At 60.3% G+C, this 16,116-nt stretch carries 15 protein-coding genes and 1 pseudogene; 7 read left to right on the top strand and 9 right to left on the bottom strand.

The features are described from left to right. Positions 1–86: 86 nt before the first annotated feature. On the bottom strand, positions 87–1,112 hold the full coding sequence (locus N2599_RS11055) for a zinc-dependent alcohol dehydrogenase family protein (RefSeq protein WP_027508459.1): 1,026 nt from the start codon (positions 1,110–1,112) through the stop codon (positions 87–89). 72 nt (positions 1,113–1,184) lie between these two features. Continuing rightward, the gene (locus N2599_RS11050) at positions 1,185–2,012 is read right to left on the bottom strand and encodes a LytTR family DNA-binding domain-containing protein (protein ID WP_375714105.1); all 828 of its coding nucleotides are present in this window, start codon (positions 2,010–2,012) and stop codon (positions 1,185–1,187) included. Here N2599_RS11050 and N2599_RS11045 point away from each other — a divergent pair. Together N2599_RS11045 and ypfJ are read left to right on the top strand one after the other, a co-directional pair. Further along, the gene (locus N2599_RS11045; protein ID WP_027508461.1) at positions 2,011–2,535 is read left to right on the top strand and encodes a DUF2306 domain-containing protein; all 525 of its coding nucleotides are present in this window, start codon (positions 2,011–2,013) and stop codon (positions 2,533–2,535) included. The genes N2599_RS11050 and N2599_RS11045 overlap by 2 nt on opposite strands. 81 nt (positions 2,536–2,616) lie before the next feature. Continuing rightward, a complete protein-coding gene (gene ypfJ, locus N2599_RS11040; protein ID WP_027508462.1) occupies positions 2,617–3,549 on the top strand; it encodes a KPN_02809 family neutral zinc metallopeptidase in 933 nt (310 codons plus the stop codon). Between the two features lie 75 nt (positions 3,550–3,624). Here the strand turns inward: ypfJ and N2599_RS11035 are convergent, their stop codons facing one another. Further along, complete coding sequence (locus N2599_RS11035) at positions 3,625–4,620, bottom strand: aldo/keto reductase (protein ID WP_027508463.1); 996 nt, start codon at positions 4,618–4,620, stop codon at positions 3,625–3,627. A gap of 109 nt (positions 4,621–4,729) precedes the next feature. Between N2599_RS11035 and N2599_RS11030 the strand changes: the two genes are divergently transcribed. The 3 genes from N2599_RS11030 (at position 4,730) to N2599_RS11020 (ending at position 8,587) form a co-directional block, all read left to right on the top strand. Then, positions 4,730–5,632, top strand: a complete 903-nt coding sequence (locus N2599_RS11030; protein WP_027508464.1) for a LysR family transcriptional regulator — start codon at positions 4,730–4,732, stop codon at positions 5,630–5,632. Positions 5,633–5,790: 158 nt separating this feature from the next. Next, complete coding sequence (locus N2599_RS11025; RefSeq protein WP_027508465.1) at positions 5,791–7,038, top strand: TCR/Tet family MFS transporter; 1,248 nt, start codon at positions 5,791–5,793, stop codon at positions 7,036–7,038. 145 nt (positions 7,039–7,183) lie between these two features. After that, on the top strand, positions 7,184–8,587 hold the full coding sequence (locus tag N2599_RS11020) for an MATE family efflux transporter (RefSeq protein ID WP_027508466.1): 1,404 nt from the start codon (positions 7,184–7,186) through the stop codon (positions 8,585–8,587). On the opposite strand, the gene N2599_RS11015 is transcribed toward N2599_RS11020, so the two are convergent. The 3 genes from N2599_RS11015 to N2599_RS11005 all read right to left on the bottom strand — a co-directional run bounded on the left by N2599_RS11015 (position 8,545) and on the right by N2599_RS11005 (position 11,391). After that, positions 8,545–9,624 (bottom strand): acyltransferase family protein, encoded by a 1,080-nt coding sequence (locus N2599_RS11015; protein WP_063829583.1) that lies wholly within the window; start codon positions 9,622–9,624, stop codon positions 8,545–8,547. The two genes, N2599_RS11020 and N2599_RS11015, sit on opposite strands and share 43 nt — an antisense overlap. A 101-nt stretch (positions 9,625–9,725) precedes the next feature. After that, positions 9,726–10,046 carry an antibiotic biosynthesis monooxygenase family protein gene (locus tag N2599_RS11010; RefSeq protein WP_027508467.1) on the bottom strand — a complete coding sequence of 107 codons (321 nt, stop codon included), beginning with the start codon at positions 10,044–10,046 and terminating at the stop codon, positions 9,726–9,728. Positions 10,047–10,203: 157 nt separating this feature from the next. Further along, the gene (locus N2599_RS11005; RefSeq protein WP_027508468.1) at positions 10,204–11,391 is read right to left on the bottom strand and encodes an aq_1923 C-terminal domain; all 1,188 of its coding nucleotides are present in this window, start codon (positions 11,389–11,391) and stop codon (positions 10,204–10,206) included. 220 nt (positions 11,392–11,611) lie between these two features. On the opposite strand from N2599_RS11005, the gene parC reads away from it, so the two are divergent. Both parC and N2599_RS10995 read left to right on the top strand, forming a co-directional pair. Beyond that, entirely contained in the window at positions 11,612–13,867 is a 2,256-nt protein-coding gene (gene parC / locus N2599_RS11000; protein WP_027508469.1) for a DNA topoisomerase IV subunit A, read from the top strand. Positions 13,868–14,022: 155 nt separating this feature from the next. Then, positions 14,023–14,478: an SRPBCC family protein gene (locus N2599_RS10995; RefSeq protein WP_027508470.1), complete on the top strand. Its 456-nt coding sequence runs from the start codon at positions 14,023–14,025 to the stop codon at positions 14,476–14,478. On the opposite strand, the pseudogene N2599_RS10990 reads toward N2599_RS10995, so the two are convergent. The 3 genes and pseudogenes from N2599_RS10990 to N2599_RS10980 all read right to left on the bottom strand — a co-directional run. After that, a pseudogene (locus tag N2599_RS10990) lies at positions 14,464–14,613 on the bottom strand (type II toxin-antitoxin system death-on-curing family toxin); the annotation flags it as partial. The gene N2599_RS10995 and the pseudogene N2599_RS10990 overlap by 15 nt on opposite strands. A gap of 43 nt (positions 14,614–14,656) precedes the next feature. After that, positions 14,657–15,433: an arginyltransferase gene (locus N2599_RS10985; protein ID WP_027508471.1), complete on the bottom strand. Its 777-nt coding sequence runs from the start codon at positions 15,431–15,433 to the stop codon at positions 14,657–14,659. A gap of 172 nt (positions 15,434–15,605) precedes the next feature. Continuing rightward, complete coding sequence (locus N2599_RS10980) at positions 15,606–16,064, bottom strand: RDD family protein (protein WP_027508472.1); 459 nt, start codon at positions 16,062–16,064, stop codon at positions 15,606–15,608. Positions 16,065–16,116 lie beyond the last annotated feature (52 nt).

Raw genomic sequence — 16,116 nt, 5'->3', positions numbered from 1 at the left:
GAAGCGGCTTATAGGCAAATGTATTTGCAAACGGAACCCCATAAATCGCGGAATCGACAGGAATCCGAAAACTCCTGAAATGCCGGTCAGGGAGCCGGCACGACGATCACGCGAATTTCGCCGTTTCGCGCCGGATTGGCGATCGCGTCCGGTGCGTCATCAAGCCCGATCCGGCGGGAGATGAGAGGCTCGACCTTGATGGCGCCAGAGGCGATCAGGTCCGCGGCGCGGCCATGGGTGAACGGGTTTAGGAACGAGTTCACCAGCTTGATCTCGCGAAACAGCAGGTCGAAGGGCTGCAGCGAAATTCTGGCGCCTTGCGGCATGACACCGAGGACCACGACGGTGCCGCCGCGGCGGGCGAGGAGAGGCGCCTGCTCCATGGTCTCAGTCACCCCCGCGCATTCGAATACGATATCGGCCCCGCCCGGCAGAAGGCCGTCGTCAGGCGTCACCAGACCGGCGGTGTCGCCTGCCAACGGATCGACCGTGACCGTCGCGCCAAGCTCTTCGGCGAGCCGCCGTTTAGCGGCGTTGCGCGTCACGAGCACGACGCGCGTTGCGCCGGCAAGCCGCGCAAGCTGCACGACGAGCAAGCCGATCACGCCGCCCCCGAGCACCGCCACGGATGCGCCGGCCTTGATCTCCGCCAGATCGACGCCGTGCAGACAGCAGGCGAGGGGCTCACAGAAGACGCCATGCAGCGGTACCAGCGACTGTGGCAGCTCGAACGCCTGTTGCTCCGGTATGCAGACATATTCGGCAAAACCGCCATCCCGGTGAATGCCGATCGCCTGCAGGTTCCGGCAGAGATTGACACGTCCGCGCTGGCAGTCCGGGCAGCGTCCGCAGGCGATGTTCGGGTCGCCTGTCACCCGCATGCCGGGACGAAAGGCGGTTACGCCTTCTCCGGCGACTTCGACGATGCCGGTGAATTCATGCCCGAGCGTCACCGGCGGCTTCGACGGAAATTCACCCAGGAACAGATGACGGTCAGTGCCACAGATGCCGCAGGCCTCGACCTTCACCAGCACTTCGCCAGGCTCCGGTACCGGTTTTGCCACACGGCTCACCGCAAGCCGTCCCGTCGCTTCCAGGCGCACAGCTTTCATTAGATCCTCCTGCATCCTCTCCTTCAGTGAGGGCGAAAGCAGGAGTCCCGTCAAGCATTTGCTGCAATTTCCTCAACCAAAGTGCCGCCGCACCTCTGCCGCGTAGCTGCGGCTGACTGGAATTTCGAAGCCGTCGCGCGTCAGGATAAGCAGCTTTCCGTTGTCCCGCTTCAAGCGCTCGACATGGGCATCGGCGATCCAATGCGAGCGATGAACCTGAAGCCCGGCTGTGCCGCCCGTCTCCCTCAGCGCGTCGGCAAAGCGCAGCAGCACGAGTTCGCGCCCGAGACTTGTCACGACCTCGGTGTAATGATCTTGCACCGAGAGCCTGAGCAGTTCGCCCCGGTTCTGCGGCTTCACCCGGTCAAGAATGGAAGGCGGTCGCGGCGTACTGCCTGATGTCGCAACCACTTCTTTGATCCGCTCGTTCATTGCCATGTAGGTGAGCAGACAGAAGAGCGCGCAGAGCGGTACGGCAAAGAACGCGCGTTGCAGGCCGCTCTGCATCGAATGCCCGGTGCCGTCGAAGATGAAGTCTATAAGGCTAAGAACATAGCCGATCGGCAGCGCTGCGGCGACCGCGCCGAGCATCATCCGCCAGAACATGCTCGCGATATGGCGGCGCAACAGAACCTCCGCAATCACCGAACAGAGGATCGCGATCGACCAGGCCGCCGCCTGAATGACCAGCCAGTAGCCGAGCCTTTGGCCCGCTGTCATTCGCTCGGACGTCCCGTAGGGACCGCTGACCGCAAAGATCAGAATGACTACGGCAAAGGTTCCCCAGAAGCGCGGCGAACGGATGAATAGCCGCAATTCGCGAAGCGTGGATTGCATGAAGGAGTGATCCACGAATTTTTCCTGCCGTTCACGGCAAATCGATTGAGAGAGAGAACTCATGGCGGAAAGATCGCTCAAGTTCAACCGGATACCAACCATGACCCTTGAGCCGCTTCTTCAAGCCCCGCTTGCCATCCAGATCCACGTTGCTGCCGTCACGCCTGCAGCACTCCTCGGCGCCTACATTCTGCTTCGCCCGAAAGGTACCCGCCGCCACAAGGCGCTTGGCAGGATCTGGATGATACTGATGGTGGTCACGGCGCTTTCCAGCTTCTTTATTCATGAGATCGATCTGTTTTTCGGCTTCGGCCCCATCCATCTCCTTTCGACTGCAACGCTCTTCGGCAGCTGGCAGGCGATAGCTGCGGCGCGCCGGCGCGACATTCGTACGCACAAGCGTATCGTCAAAGGCCTCTATTTCGGCGGCGTTGTCAGCGCTGGTCTGTTCACGCTCGTGCCGGGGCGAATCATGAATGAGGTGATCTTCAGCGGGAATGATACGGCTTCGGCCATGGCCGGCATTGGGCTCGTGACTATCGGCGCTATTCTCGTGCTTCGTCCGCGTCTAAAGCTCTTCGCCTGAAACCTGCTGGCATTCGCACCCTTGCCGGATATATAATTGCACTTAGAGCGCATGCCTGCGCATCGTCGGGGGAGAATTCAGATGGAATGGAAGGGGCGCCGCCAGTCGGACAATGTCGAGGATCGCCGCGGTGATGCGACAGGTGGCGGGCTCCGGCGCAATCCGTTCGGTCGCAACGGCGGCTTCAGCTTTCCGTCCGGCGGCGGTGTGGGGCGCAGGGGTGGCGGGCTTTCGATCGGCACGATCATCTTCCTCGTCGTCATCTATCTGATCTTCAAGGCGATGGGCATCGACCTGATGCAGGCGTTGGACGGCGGCATGACGGGCGGCTCCGGCTACGAGCAAAGCCAATCGGAGGGCACGAGCACGCCTGCCAATGACGAGATGACCGCGTTCATGCGCACCGTGCTCGCCGAGACCGAGGACACCTGGCGCGGCATCTTCCAGGCACAGGGCAGGGAATATGAAGACCCGACGCTGGTGCTCTTTGCGGATGCCACACGATCGGCCTGTGGTTTCGCATCCGCCGCCACCGGGCCGTTCTATTGCCCAGGCGATCACAAGGTCTATCTCGACACCGCATTCTTCCAGGAGCTTGAGAGCAAGTTCGGCGCCTCCGGCGATTTCGCCGAAGCCTATGTCGTGGCCCACGAAGTCGGCCACCACGTCCAGAACCTTCTCGGCATCCTGCCGAAGTTCAACGAAGCGCGCCAGCGCATGAGCGAAGCCGACGCCAACAAGATGTCGGTGCGCATCGAGCTGCAGGCCGATTGCTTTGCGGGCATCTGGGGCAAATATACCGAGCAGAAGGGCATCCTCGAAGCCGGCGACCTTGAGGAGGCGCTGAACGCCGCCCAACAGATCGGCGACGATACGCTGCAGAAGCGCAGCCAAGGCTATGTCGTGCCGGAAAGCTTCAATCACGGCACGTCGGACCAGCGCATGCGCTGGTTCAAGCGTGGCTTCGACAGCGGTCAGCTCGCCGCCTGCGATACGTTCTCCGGCCCGGTCTGAGTCGAGCGGCGTTGCCGCTTGCTCTCTCACCTTTCGAAGGGAGGGCAAGCGGTACTCGCAGTCGACGGACTGTCGCTATCTCTCGCTATCCATATGCTTCAACTGCGCATCCGGGTAGCGCGCGCCTGCCGCGGCATCCTTTGGCACGGCGCGTTCGATCGCGGCCATATCGTCGGCCGAAAGCTCGACGGCTCTTGAACCGAGCGCTTCTGTCAGCCGGTCGCGGCGGCGGGCGCCGACGAGCGGGATGATGTCCTTGCCCTGTGCGGCAACCCAGGCGATCGCGATCTGTGCGACCGAGACCCGCTTTGCCTCGGCGATTTTGCGGAGTTCTTCGACGAGTGCCAGGTTCTGCTCGATATTGCCCTCTTGGAAGCGCGGGCTGTCGTTGCGGAAATCGCCTTTGCTGCTGCCCAGGCCCTTGTGCCAGTGGCCGCTGATCAGGCCTCGTGAAAGGACGCCGTAAGCGGTGATTGAGATGTCGAGTTCGCGGCAGGTGGGCAGGATCACATCTTCGATGCCGCGGGAAACCAGCGAATATTCGATCTGAAGATCGACGATTGGATGGACGGCGGCCGCTCTGCGGATCGTGTCGGCGCCCACTTCGGAAAGCCCGACATGCCGGACATAACCAGCCTTGATCATATCGGTGATCGCGCCGACGGTTTCTTCGATCGGCACATTGGGATCGAGTCGGGCGGGGCGGTAGATATCGATGTAATCGACGCCGAGACGCTGCAGCGAATAGGCGACGAAGTTCTTGAGTGCCGCGGGCCGGCAATCGTAGCCGAGCCACGCGCCCTGCGGATCGCGAAGCGCTCCGGTCTTGACGCTGATCACGACACTGTCCCGTTTGCGGCCTTTCAATGCCTCGCCGATCAGCATCTCGTTATGGCCCATGCCGTAGAAATCGCCAGTATCCAGCAGGTTGACGCCGGCATCCAGCGCGGCGTGGATGGTGGCGATGCCCTCTTCGCGATCGGAAGGGCCGTACATGCCCGACATGCCCATGCAGCCGAGGCCGATGGCGGAAACTTCGGGCCCGGTCTTTCCCAAACGATAGGTCTGCATCTCTTTCTCCTCTTCGATACCCGAGCGGCATCCTTGAAGTATTTTTACTACGGCAGAATTTGTGCGATAATCTGGATAATCTTGAACAACCTGTACGGAAATATGCACAATGGATGACTTGCCTCTCAGTGATCTGGCTGCCTTTGCCGCCATTGCAAGAGAGCGGAGCTTTCGCGCGGCAGCCCGCAAGCGCGGAGTGTCGCCTTCCTCGCTCAGCGAATCCCTCCGGCGCCTCGAAGAGCGGCTCGGCGTACGTCTTCTCAACCGCACGACCCGCAGCGTGACGCCGACCGAGGCCGGCGAAAGGCTGCTGGAGCGCCTCGCGCCGGCGCTTGGCGAGGTCGCTTCGGCACTCAGCCAACTCGATACCTTTCGCGACAGTCCGGCGGGGACGCTGCGCCTTAACGTGCCGGTGATCGCCGCAAAGCTCTTCCTGCCGGATCTCGCCAACCGGTTTCTGCAGCGCTATCCGCAGATCACCCTTGAAGTGGTTGCCGAAGACAGCTTCATCGACGTGCTCGCCGCGGGCTATGACGCCGGCATACGCTATGGCGAGCGGTTGGAGCGCGACATGATCGCCGTGCCGATCGGCCCACGCCGACAGTGCTATATCGTTGCTGCGTCGCCTGCCTACCTCGAACGACGCGGCGTGCCGCAGCACCCGAAAGACCTGCTCGGGCACGATTGCATCCGCCACCGTTTCCTGAGCGGCGCACCGTTCGCCTGGGAATTCGAGCGCGGTGGCGAAACACTGGTGATCTCGCCGTCCGGGCCGCTGGTGGCCAACGTCATCGAGATGGAGGTTGGTGCTGCCGTCGCTGGCCTCGGCGTCATCGGCTCCTTCGAGGAAGTCCTCGCTCCTGCCATCGCGCGCGGCGAACTGGTGCCGATCCTTCAGGAGTGGATCACGGAATTCTCCGGTCCGTTTCTCTATTATGCCGGCCGTAGGCACATGCCGTCGGCGTTGCGCGCATTTGTCGATTTCGTGAAGGAGCAGCGGCGGACCGGCTAAAATCCCCGTTTGTTCCGCCCGCCAATCAATTTCGCTGGCGGCTTGATCAAAAACTTTGAAATGTTCACGTATTGTTTCATTTTTCTCGATGAGCTATGTAACAACCCCGGCGACGAGATCGTCTTTCCAGAAAGCAATTCCCTGTTGAGAGATGTTCCATGCTTGATCCCAAATTCGTTCGCCGCGGCCTCTTCCTCGTTTTCGTGATCCTGTTTCTGGACGTAATGGGCATTGCGATCATCATGCCGGTGCTGCCCGCCTATCTGGAGGAACTCACCGGCGGCACCATCAGCGATGCCGCACTCGACGGCGGCTGGCTGCTGGTCGTCTATGCCGGCATGCTATTCTTGTTCTCGCCCCTGCTTGGCAATCTCAGTGACCGTTTCGGCCGCCGCCCGATCCTGCTTCTCTCCGTATTGACCTTCGCGATCGACAATCTGATCTGCGCGGTCGCCACCAGCTTCTGGATGCTTTTTGTCGGCCGGGCGCTCGCAGGGTTCAGCGGCGGCAGCTATGCGACGTGTTCGGCCTATATCGCTGACATCAGCAATGACGAGAACCGCGCCAAGAATTTCGGCCTAATCGGCATCGCCTTCGGGGTCGGTTTCACCATCGGCCCCGTTATCGGCGGCATCCTCGGTGAGTTCGGCCCGCGCGTTCCGTTCTTCGGCGCGGCGGCGCTTTCCTTCCTCAATTTCGTCGCGGCCTATTTCCTGCTGCCGGAAACGCTGGACGCCAAACATCGGCGCACCTTCGAATGGAAGCGGGCCAATCCGCTGGGCGCGTTGAAGCAGATGCGCAATTATCCCGGCATCGGCTGGGTCGGCGCCGTCATGTTCCTCTTTTGGCTGGCACATGCCGTTTATCCGTCCGTCTGGTCCTTCGTTTCGACCTATCGCTACGGCTGGAGCGAGGGCCAGATCGGCCTTTCGCTTGGCATCTACGGTATCGGCGCCGCGATCGTCATGGGCCTCGTGCTGCCGAAGATCGTGCCGGTGCTTGGCGAGTGGAAGACGGCGGTCGTCGGCCTTTCTTTCTCGGTCGTCGGCCTGACGGGCTATGCTTTCGCCTGGGAGGGCTGGGTTGTCTATACGGTCATCATCCTGACCGTCATGGAAAACGTCGCCGATCCGCCGCTTCGCAGTATTGCCGCCGGCAAGGTGCCGCCGTCTGCACAGGGTGAATTGCAGGGAGCGCTCACGAGCCTCAGTAGCATCACGACGATCGTCGGCCCGCTGATCTTCACGCAGATGTTCGGCTATTTCACCAAGCCGGATGCTCCAGTGACCTTTGCCGGTGCGCCCTATCTGCTGGCCGCTTTCTTTATTCTCTCGGCGGCTCTGGTCTTTCTCGCGAAGGTTAAGACTGCGAAGCGCCCGGAAGCCCTGGAAGCGGCGGCAGAGTGAGCTATCAGAATTCGTGATGATGTGATGAATTTTTCATCATTTGCCTCTTTCGGGGTGGCTCTTTGCGGGGCTTTGATCTAAGGCCCGGTATTACTTTGCCGCGAAATGCGGCCCAAACTGATTCAACCAAACAGGAATGGCTCTGATGGACGCGCCGATCGAGGTGCACAGGCTTGCGCCGCAAACCGACAACCGTTGGGGTGCGCATTTCCGCGCCACGCTGGCGCTCGGCATTCCGTTCATTGGCGCACAGCTTGCCCAGCTTGGCATCAACACGACGGACGTGATGATCGTCGGCCGCCTCGGCGCCGAGAATCTCGCTGCCATGGTCCTTTCGGCGCAGTTTCTGTTCACGATCCTGATTTTTGGTTCGGGCTTTGCCATCGCGGTCATTCCGATGGTCGCGCAGGCTTACGGCCGGGGCGATATCGTCACAGTTCGCCGCTCGATGCGCATGGGCCTTTGGATGGTCACCGTCTATTGGCTCGTCATGCAGCCGGCCTTTTTCTATGCCGAGGAGATATTGCTCGTCGCTGGCCAGAAGCCGGAAGTGGCAAAGCTTGCGCACGGCTATATCCTGATCGGCCATTTCGGCGTGCTGCCGGGGCTTCTCTTTAACGTCGTGCGGGCGCTCGTCAGCGCGATCGGCAAGGCTGCCGTCGTCCTGAACGTGACCATTGCCATGCTGGTGATGAACGCGATCTTCGCCTACGCCCTCATCCTCGGCCATTTCGGTTTTCCGGCAATGGGCCTTCAGGGCGCTGCGATCGTTTCGGTCGCGGTGCAGACCGCGGGCTTTGTCTTCATCCTCGCCTATGTGCAGATGAGGGAGGAGACACGGCGCTATGAAATCCTGGTGCGTTTCTGGCGGCCGGACTGGCACGCGCTTTGGGATGTCGTTCGTCTCGGTCTGCCGATCAGCGTGACCATTCTTGCGGAGGTCAGCCTCTTTACGGTTGCCTCGCTGCTGATGGGTTATATCGGCACGATCGAGCTTGCGGCACATGGCATTGCGCTCCAATGGGCGTCGATCGCCTTCATGATTCCACTCGGCCTCTCGCAGGCCGCAACCGTCCGCGTCGGCATTGCGCACGGGCAAGGGAACCATTCCGCTCTGGTTCGCGCCTCGATCGCGGTTCTGATCATCGCGGCGGCGATCTCGGGTATCGGGGGTATCCTGTTTGCGGTCATGCCGGAGTTCCTGGCGCGCTGGTTCCTCGACGTCAGTCGTCCCGAGGCTTCGCAAGTGCTTGCCTATGCCGGCCCGCTGATCGTCGTCGCCGGCCTTTTCCAACTTGTCGACGGCATGCAGGCTGTTGCCAGCGGTTTGCTGCGCGGCCTCAAGGATGCGCGCGTGCCGATGATCATGGCGCTGATCGCCTATTGGCCGATCGGCTTCTTCCTTGCCTGGTTCTTCGCTTTCCCGATGGGCTTCGGCGGCGTCGGCATCTGGTTCGGCTTCCTCGTCGGCCTTGCGGCGGCTGCCATCATGCTCTGCGCACGTTTCTACATTCTCGTGCGCCGCGAGGAGAAAATGGCCGGCGCCTGAGCCGCATCGAGCTTCCCTAGCCATTTCGCGTCTTCCCGATGCCGTTTCCATCGTGATACGAGAAAGCGGCGTGCCGGTACCTCGATCACATAGTAACTCACGCAAGCAAGCCCGAAGGCAGTGGCTAGTCCGACGGCGATAACGAGATCCGACGGTGTGGTACCGCCGAGCGCCTTCTCGACGAGAAAGAGCGCAGGCGCGTGGAAGAGATAGAGCGAGAAGCTGATTCTGCCGGCGAAGCGTAACGGAGCTGCGCCGAAGGCTACTACGGAGATCGGATGCTCAAGTGCCACCAGAAAGACCGATAGCGCAGCCGCAAAAGCCGTCGCCATATCCCAGAGTGAGCTCGCGGTTTGCGGTGCGACGCCCTGACGAACCAGTAGGAACAGCGGTAACAGCAGCGCAAGCATTCCAATGATGATGTTTGGCTCTTGTCTGTCGATGCGCCGGTGCATTCGACCTGCGACAACGCCGAATAAAAAGAACGGCAGCTTGGATGGCAGCATGATGCCGCTACCGGGAAATCCGAGTAGTCCGTCGACCGCCAGGAAGGTGGCGATGGCAATCGCGATATTCCGGTAGCGAATGGGATTCGATAGAAAGAGCCATATTAATGGGAAGAGCAGATAAAATTGAATCTCGGGCGGGACAGACCAGAAAACCCCGCTGGAGCCCATTAGTGCCATATGGCGGAGGACCTGACCTATACCGTTGATCGGCTGGAAATAATTCAGGTCCTGAAAGAGCGACAGGAGCGCAATGGCCAGCACTGCAGCAATATAAACAGGATAGATGCGCGCGAAGCGAGTTACGAGAAAGTCGGCACAGCTTTTCGGACTGAGCGGCCGATTGCCGTAGATGTACGCCATCAGGAAGCCACTTAGTGCAAAAAATAGGCCTACTGCATTGCTGCCGATATCGCGGATAGGCATGGAGAGAGCGGAGGGAAACATCAGATTGACGTGCGCGACAATCACGCCTGCGGCAGCAATGCCACGCAGACCGTCAAGGCTAGCGATGTGGCGTTCCCTGTCCATATCCAACCTCTGAAAAGCCCTGAGGCTCGCCGCAGAGGTTGTAGAGTAGCGATCTTAAGGCCCCATTAAGGCTTGTTGACCGCCGGGCCGATGCCATGTTCCTACGCCGCAACTGGCTTGTAATTGGCGATGTCGGCGCGAATGCCGAGCCGTGCGAAAAACGCCTGCGGATCGAAGTTCCGTGCCCGGTGCGCCGCTTGGACAGCGGCCTTCACCCGCTCGAGGACCTCAGCGCTTTCCCACTCGGCGATCGTCACGAAATTGAATTCGCCCGGTCCCGAAACCTGCTCCAAAACGGTGTGCCGAATGAAGCCTTCCTGGGCCTGCAGCACCTCGTGCGTCTTCAGCACATTGATCAGAAACTCCTCGCGTGCCGCCTCCGGCACCACAAACTTGTCCACGCGATAAAAAGCGCCGTTCATCACCATCTCCTTGGTTTTCGATGTCACGGCAACCGGTCTAGTTCCTCAAGTTAAGTTGAGGTCAAGCGACGCAGAAAGAAAATCCCGCCTTGTAAACTTACTCCCGAAAGTTGGACCACTTCGGGGGCAGGTTTACAAGGCGGGCCTTTTCGTCAACTTACTGGTTCGCCGTTACCTTCACACCAAGCACGTTCGGCAAAGTGTTCGGTGCGCCCATGGCAGCGCCCATGATGGTCGGGAAGGGGACCGGCTGAGGCGGCGCGGCGCTGACGGTGAAGCTATTCGGGTCGTCGAGATAGGTGTTGACCGCTGCCGAAATCGCGTTCTGCAGTTCCGGGATGTTGAGCTGCGTCAGCGCGATCGGCGCCATCGCCTTCAGCGCGTCTGCCATCTGCTGTGCCGAGATGTTCTGCTTAGAGCCTGCATATTCCAACGCCCGCTTCGTGATCGACGCGTCATCGAAGCGGATTTCGGCACCGTTGAACGAAAGCTGCTGCATGAGGCCGAGCATGGCGAGGCCGAGCGCCTGCTGCGCTTCTTCCTTGTTCGGATTGGTTTCGGAAGCCTTGGTTGCCTCCTGCAGCGACTTCACGAAGGGCAGGGTGTATCCCGAAATCTTGAAGGCAAGGTTCAGGCGGCCGACATTCGTGACGTCGAGGGCGAATTCGGAGATATCGATTGCACCGGGGCCGAGGTCCCACGCGCCTTTCATGGTGATGTCGCCGTTGAGGTGCTGCAGGGCGAGTTTCTCGATCGCTTCCTTCGCCTGCGGGTCCGGAGTATCGCTGAGGTCTGCCTTCATGCTCTTGAACGCGCCGTCGAAGTCGAAGCCGGATTCGTCCTCGCGCAGCGTCAGGTTCATCTCCGTCTCGCCGAGTGAGAAGACTTCCTTGCCGCCGTTGACCACTTTTATCGGACCGGCATGAGCGGTTTCATAAAGCAGGATCGAATCGAGGCGGTCACCGTTGGCGTCTGCCGGGATCGAGATGCCGCCGAGTGTCAGTTCGGAGGCGCTGACCGTCGTGCCATCCTTGGTCACGTTGATGTCGGGGAAGGCTGCTTCCTCGATGTAGTAGCCGCCGTCTTCGTCTTCCTCGACGCCGGTCATCGTTATGTCGCCGATGTTGAGGGCGTCGCTGCCAGTCGGCTTGAAGCTCGCGTTCTTCAGCGTCACCGTCGTGTCGTTGACGTCGACACCATCGGCAGTGATCGTTCCGCCTTGGGTACTATAGGCGGCATTCAACTTCTTCAGAATATCCTGCCCGTCGAGGGCGACTGCGGAGCCGGCGAGCGACAGAAATGCGGCGCCAGACAGCATCAGCCGGGTTGTCCGGTAAAAAGTCATCGGTAAGTCCTTTGGTCGCGGTTGCAAATTGCAGCGAATTATTGCGGATCGAACGCGGTTTATATTTGGAGGGTTCTAAATTTCTGTTGAAGGGGAAAGCAAACGAAGTCCAAATTTGTGGCGATGCATGATGACCCATTCATGTCGTTCCGGGACGTCATCCACAGGCCAAAGCCCTCGATTCCTTGCCGTGAATCGTCTTCTAGGCTAGGCAGAGCCTATGGGACAAGAGATTTTGCCGCCCTCCGGCGGAGACGACGACAGCATTCACCCGGTTGATCTGAAGGCCGCGCTCGAAGAGCGTTACTTGGCCTATGCGCTTTCGACCATCATGCACCGCGCGCTTCCGGACGTTCGCGATGGCCTGAAGCCGGTCCATCGGCGCATCGTCTATGCGATGAACGAGATGGGGCTCAGACCCAACTCAGCCTTCAGGAAATGCGCCAAGATCGTCGGCGAGGTGATGGGTAACTTCCACCCGCACGGCGACCAGTCGATCTACGACGCACTCGCCCGGCTGGCCCAGGATTTCTCGCAGCGCTACACGCTTGTGAACGGCCAGGGCAATTTCGGCAACATCGATGGCGACAGTCCCGCCGCCATGCGCTACACCGAATCGAAGATGACGGCAGTCTCGGAGCTGCTGCTCGAAGGCATAGATCAGGATGCCGTCGATTTCCGCGACACCTACGACGAATCCAACTCCGAGCCGGTCGTCCTGCCCGGCGCTTTTCCTAACCTGCTCGCGAACGGCTCCTCCGGCATCGCCGTCGGCATGGCGACCTCCATTCCTTCGCACAACGCCCATGAACTTTGCGATGCGGCGCTGCACCTCATCAAGCATCCGGATGCGACTGTCGAAAAGCTCGTCGAATTCATTCCGGGACCGGACTTTCCGACGGGCGGCATCATCATCGACAACCGCGAAAGCATCATCGAGAGCTACCGCACCGGCCGCGGCGGCTTCCGGGTGCGCGCCAAATGGCAGATCGAGGATCTGGGACGCGGCGGCTATCAGATTATCGTCACCGAAATCCCCTTCCAGGTGCAGAAGTCACGTCTGATCGAAAAGATCGCCGAGCTGCTGATTGCCCGCAAGCTGCCGCTGCTGGAAGACATCCGCGACGAATCCGCCGAAGACGTCCGCGTCGTGCTGATGCCGAAGAGCAGGACCGTCGATCCGACGATCCTGATGGAGTCGATGTTCAAACTGACGGAGCTGGAGAACCGCTTTCCGCTTAACATGAATGTTCTTTCCATGGGGCGCATTCCGCGCGTCATGGCGCTGAACGAGGTGCTGAAGGAGTGGCTGGCTCACCGCCGCGAGGTCCTGCAGCGCCGTTCGCGCTTCCGCCTCGCCGCAATCGACAGACGCCTCGAAATCCTCGACGGCCTGTTGATCGCCTACCTGAACATCGACGAGGTGATCCGCATCATCCGCGAGGAGGACGAGCCGAAGCCGGTGATGGTGGCCCGCTGGGGACTGACCGACAACCAGGTCGAAGCGATCCTCAACATGCGGCTACGCTCCTTGCGCAAGCTCGAAGAGTTCGAAATCCGGACCGAGTTTGCCGAGCTCACCACAGAGAAGGCCGGCATCGAGGCGTTGCTCGCCTCCGAGGAAAAGCAGTGGCAGACGGTCGCCTGGGAAATCGGCGAGGTGAAGAAGAAGTTCGCCAAGGCGACCGAAATAGGCCGCCGCCGCACGCAGTTCGCGGAGGCGCCCGAAGCCGACGAGCAGGCCATTCAGCACGCCATGATCGAGAAGGAACCGATCACCGTCGTCGTTTCCGAAAAAGGTTGGATACGTGCGCTGAAGGGCCACATCGCGGACACGGCGAGCCTGACCTTCAAGGAAGGCGACGCGCTGAAGATAGCCTTTCCGGCACAGACGACGGACAAGATACTTGTCGTCACGACCGGCGGCAAAGCTTTCACGCTCGGCGGCGACAAGCTGCCCGGCGGACGCGGTCACGGAGAGCCGCTGCGCATCATGGTCGACATGGATAATGATCAGGACGTGCTGACGGCCTTCGTCCATGATCCGGTGCGCAAGCAGCTGATCGTCTCGACCGCCGGCAACGGCTTTGTCGTGGCGGAATCCGAAATGGCTGCCAATACCCGCAAGGGTAAGCAGATCATGAACGTTGCGATGCCGGACGAGACCAAGCTCATCGTGCCCGTCAGCGGTGATCACGTTGCCGTCGTCGGTGAGAACCGCAAGATGCTGGTCTTCCCACTGACCCAGGTGCCGGAAATGGCCCGCGGCAAGGGCGTGCGCCTGCAGAGATACAAGGATGGCGGCATTTCCGACGTTCGGTGCTTCGCGATCGCTGACGGCCTTGTTTGGGAAGACAGCGCGGGCCGTACCTTCACAAAAAACAAGGAAGAACTGGCTGAATGGTTGGCTGACCGTGCGTCCGCGGGCCGCCTCGTTCCGAAGGGCTTCCCGCGCAGCGGCAAATTTTCCGGCTGAATGCGATGACAAATTGGCGATCCGCTCTTGGCACGCGGGTCGCGTCCTCTATCTCCTTCCTGTTATCAAATATTGGGAACGGGTTCATTCCGAAGGCGGACGGAATGGCCGTTGGGCTTTGCGCGCGAGCGCTGCCCTGAAACGGAGGAGCCTCAATGTCTGCCAACACTATCAAGTTGCATGTCGATCACACTTACAACGTGCCGCCTTCCGTCGTCTATGACGCATGGCTTAATCCGCAGATGGCCAAACGTTTTCTTTTTGCGACGGAGCAGGGGCATGTTGTCCGCGCCGAAATCGATCCCCGTGTCGGCGGCCGCTTCCTGATCATCGACCGACGCCCGACCGGCGACGCGTGCCACTGCGGCATCTTCCTCGAACTTCGTAGGCCGAAACACATGGTTTTTAGCTTCTCAGCTGAAGAGCACGACCACAATCCCGACCGCGTCGAAATCGACATCGAGCCGCTGGGCGACGGCAGCCGCCTAACGCTGACGCACGAAATGTGCGCCGAATGGGCGGCGTTCGAAGAGAAGACGCGCCAGGGCTGGATGCACGTTATGGACGGCCTGGAACGGGTGCTGGAGCAGACGGACCGGCTGGCGAGCTAGGGGAACGGAGAAATCACTCAGAAAGCGCGTCGCGCCTGCTTCGTCTATCTCGCCGGCGGCAACAGCGAGGACGAACTCGTATAGACGCGCGTCTGTCGTTTCTATTTCGTAGCCGTTCCGCAGCAGAAAAACACCGCATGCCGAAGACGGCTTCCGCACGCATCCAGGTGAGGGGCATTTAATCGTGCGTGCTTTCGGGCATGGTAGAGGGATCGAAGCGTTCCCAGCCGCGTGGCGTCAGGTGTTCCTGAGGTTGGAAGCGCGTCTTGTAATCCATTTTGCGCGATCCCTGAACCCAATAGCCGAGGTAAACATGCGGAAGGCCGAGCGCCTTGGTGCGCTTCACATGGTCCAGGATCATGAAGGTGCCGAGCGAGCGCCTGTCATATTCCGGATTGAAATAGGAATAGACCATGGAAAGGCCGTCGCTCATTGTGTCGGTCAACGCGGCAGCCAGGAGTTCGCCGCGCGGGCGGGCATCGAGACCCGAGCCTTCTTCCCGTTTGCGGTATTCGATGATTTTGGTGTTTACGTGCGTATCTTCCACCATGATCGCATAGTCGAGAACGGTCATGTCGGACATGCCGCCTTGCTGGTGGCGGTCGTCGAGATAGCGGCGGAAGAGTGAATACTGCTCGCTGGAAGGCTGCGCCGAAAATTCGGTCGCAATGACATCTGCGTTGTGAGCGAGCACCCGTTTCATCGATTTTGTCGGCTGGAACTCCTGCGCGAGGATGCGCACCGAGACGCAGGCGCGGCAGGATTCGCAAGCTGGGCGGTAGGCGATGTTCTGCGAACGGCGGAAACCGCCTTGCGTCAGGATGTCGTTCATTTCGGCAGCGCGCGGACCGACAAGATGCGTAAAGACCTTACGCTCCATCTCATGCGGCAAATACGGACATGCAGCCGGAGCCGTCAGATAAAACTGCGGTGATGGCGAGGCCTGCGTATTCATTTGCCGGAGAGACGTCCTTTCGCATTGATTGTTTTACTATGACAGCATGACCTAAGAATAGAAAACGTCAACAGCGCGGCTGGTCTGTCCGCGCTATCATCTTCCCATTCTTTTTTGATATGGCGCCTCCGGCTGGTCGGCAAAGACCGGCGGCGGGCTTTATTTCGCCGCGTCAGGCGGTTCGCACCGTGACCGTGCCCACAAGCAGATCGTGAATGAGTCGGCTGCGCTCGGTAAACAGACCGGCGAGCAGAATCAGCGGCGTCAGCACAGAGTTCAGGATCCAGAAAAGCGCCAGGTGTGCGATCGCTAGGAGGAAATCCATCGGGCGGCCATCGACGCGCACGATTGCGATCCCCATCGCCCGCATGCCAGGCGATGCCTGACTCGGCCCGCCGACCGTCAAGCCGAAATAGAGGCCGGCAACCAGCACGAAGAGCGCCGGATAGAGAAAGAAACCGAGGCCGAGCGTCAGAATCGACAGGAAAAACAGCACGACTGCGGCAGGAATGCAGAGCAGCAGCACGATGATGTAGTCGAGAATGAACGCAAAGACCCGCCGGCTCAGCGTGCCGCTATAGGCGCGCCAGTCTTCCGGTGCGGCATAAAGCGGGTTCGGGTTAAGGCTCATCTGCGGTCTCCTCTGGAAATCGGTGCCACTGATATGGTGTCGGTGGCCGGAG

The sequence above is a fragment of the Rhizobium sullae genome (genome assembly GCF_025200715.1).
GTDB classification, from domain to species: Bacteria; Pseudomonadota; Alphaproteobacteria; order Rhizobiales; family Rhizobiaceae; genus Rhizobium; species Rhizobium sullae.
The sequence above is the reverse complement of the archived record's forward strand: the minus strand, read 5'-3'. Positions and strand labels throughout refer to the sequence as shown.

What these genes read in the sequence shown, in the direction of transcription:
- N2599_RS11055 (WP_027508459.1), bottom strand. Translation starts at nt 1,112, where the DNA reads ATGAAAGCTGTGCGCCTGGAAGCGACGGGACGGCTTGCGGTGAGCCGT.
- N2599_RS11045 (WP_027508461.1), top strand. Translation starts at nt 2,011, where the DNA reads ATGGCGGAAAGATCGCTCAAGTTCAACCGGATACCAACCATGACCCTT.
- N2599_RS11050 (WP_375714105.1), bottom strand. Translation starts at nt 2,012, where the DNA reads ATGAGTTCTCTCTCTCAATCGATTTGCCGTGAACGGCAGGAAAAATTC.
- ypfJ (WP_027508462.1), top strand. Translation starts at nt 2,617, where the DNA reads ATGGAATGGAAGGGGCGCCGCCAGTCGGACAATGTCGAGGATCGCCGC.
- N2599_RS11035 (WP_027508463.1), bottom strand. Translation starts at nt 4,620, where the DNA reads ATGCAGACCTATCGTTTGGGAAAGACCGGGCCCGAAGTTTCCGCCATC.
- N2599_RS11030 (WP_027508464.1), top strand. Translation starts at nt 4,730, where the DNA reads ATGGATGACTTGCCTCTCAGTGATCTGGCTGCCTTTGCCGCCATTGCA.
- N2599_RS11025 (WP_027508465.1), top strand. Translation starts at nt 5,791, where the DNA reads ATGCTTGATCCCAAATTCGTTCGCCGCGGCCTCTTCCTCGTTTTCGTG.
- N2599_RS11020 (WP_027508466.1), top strand. Translation starts at nt 7,184, where the DNA reads ATGGACGCGCCGATCGAGGTGCACAGGCTTGCGCCGCAAACCGACAAC.
- N2599_RS11015 (WP_063829583.1), bottom strand. Translation starts at nt 9,624, where the DNA reads ATGGACAGGGAACGCCACATCGCTAGCCTTGACGGTCTGCGTGGCATT.
- N2599_RS11010 (WP_027508467.1), bottom strand. Translation starts at nt 10,046, where the DNA reads ATGAACGGCGCTTTTTATCGCGTGGACAAGTTTGTGGTGCCGGAGGCG.
- N2599_RS11005 (WP_027508468.1), bottom strand. Translation starts at nt 11,391, where the DNA reads ATGACTTTTTACCGGACAACCCGGCTGATGCTGTCTGGCGCCGCATTT.
- parC (WP_027508469.1), top strand. Translation starts at nt 11,612, where the DNA reads ATGGGACAAGAGATTTTGCCGCCCTCCGGCGGAGACGACGACAGCATT.
- N2599_RS10995 (WP_027508470.1), top strand. Translation starts at nt 14,023, where the DNA reads ATGTCTGCCAACACTATCAAGTTGCATGTCGATCACACTTACAACGTG.
- N2599_RS10985 (WP_027508471.1), bottom strand. Translation starts at nt 15,433, where the DNA reads ATGAATACGCAGGCCTCGCCATCACCGCAGTTTTATCTGACGGCTCCG.
- N2599_RS10980 (WP_027508472.1), bottom strand. Translation starts at nt 16,064, where the DNA reads ATGAGCCTTAACCCGAACCCGCTTTATGCCGCACCGGAAGACTGGCGC.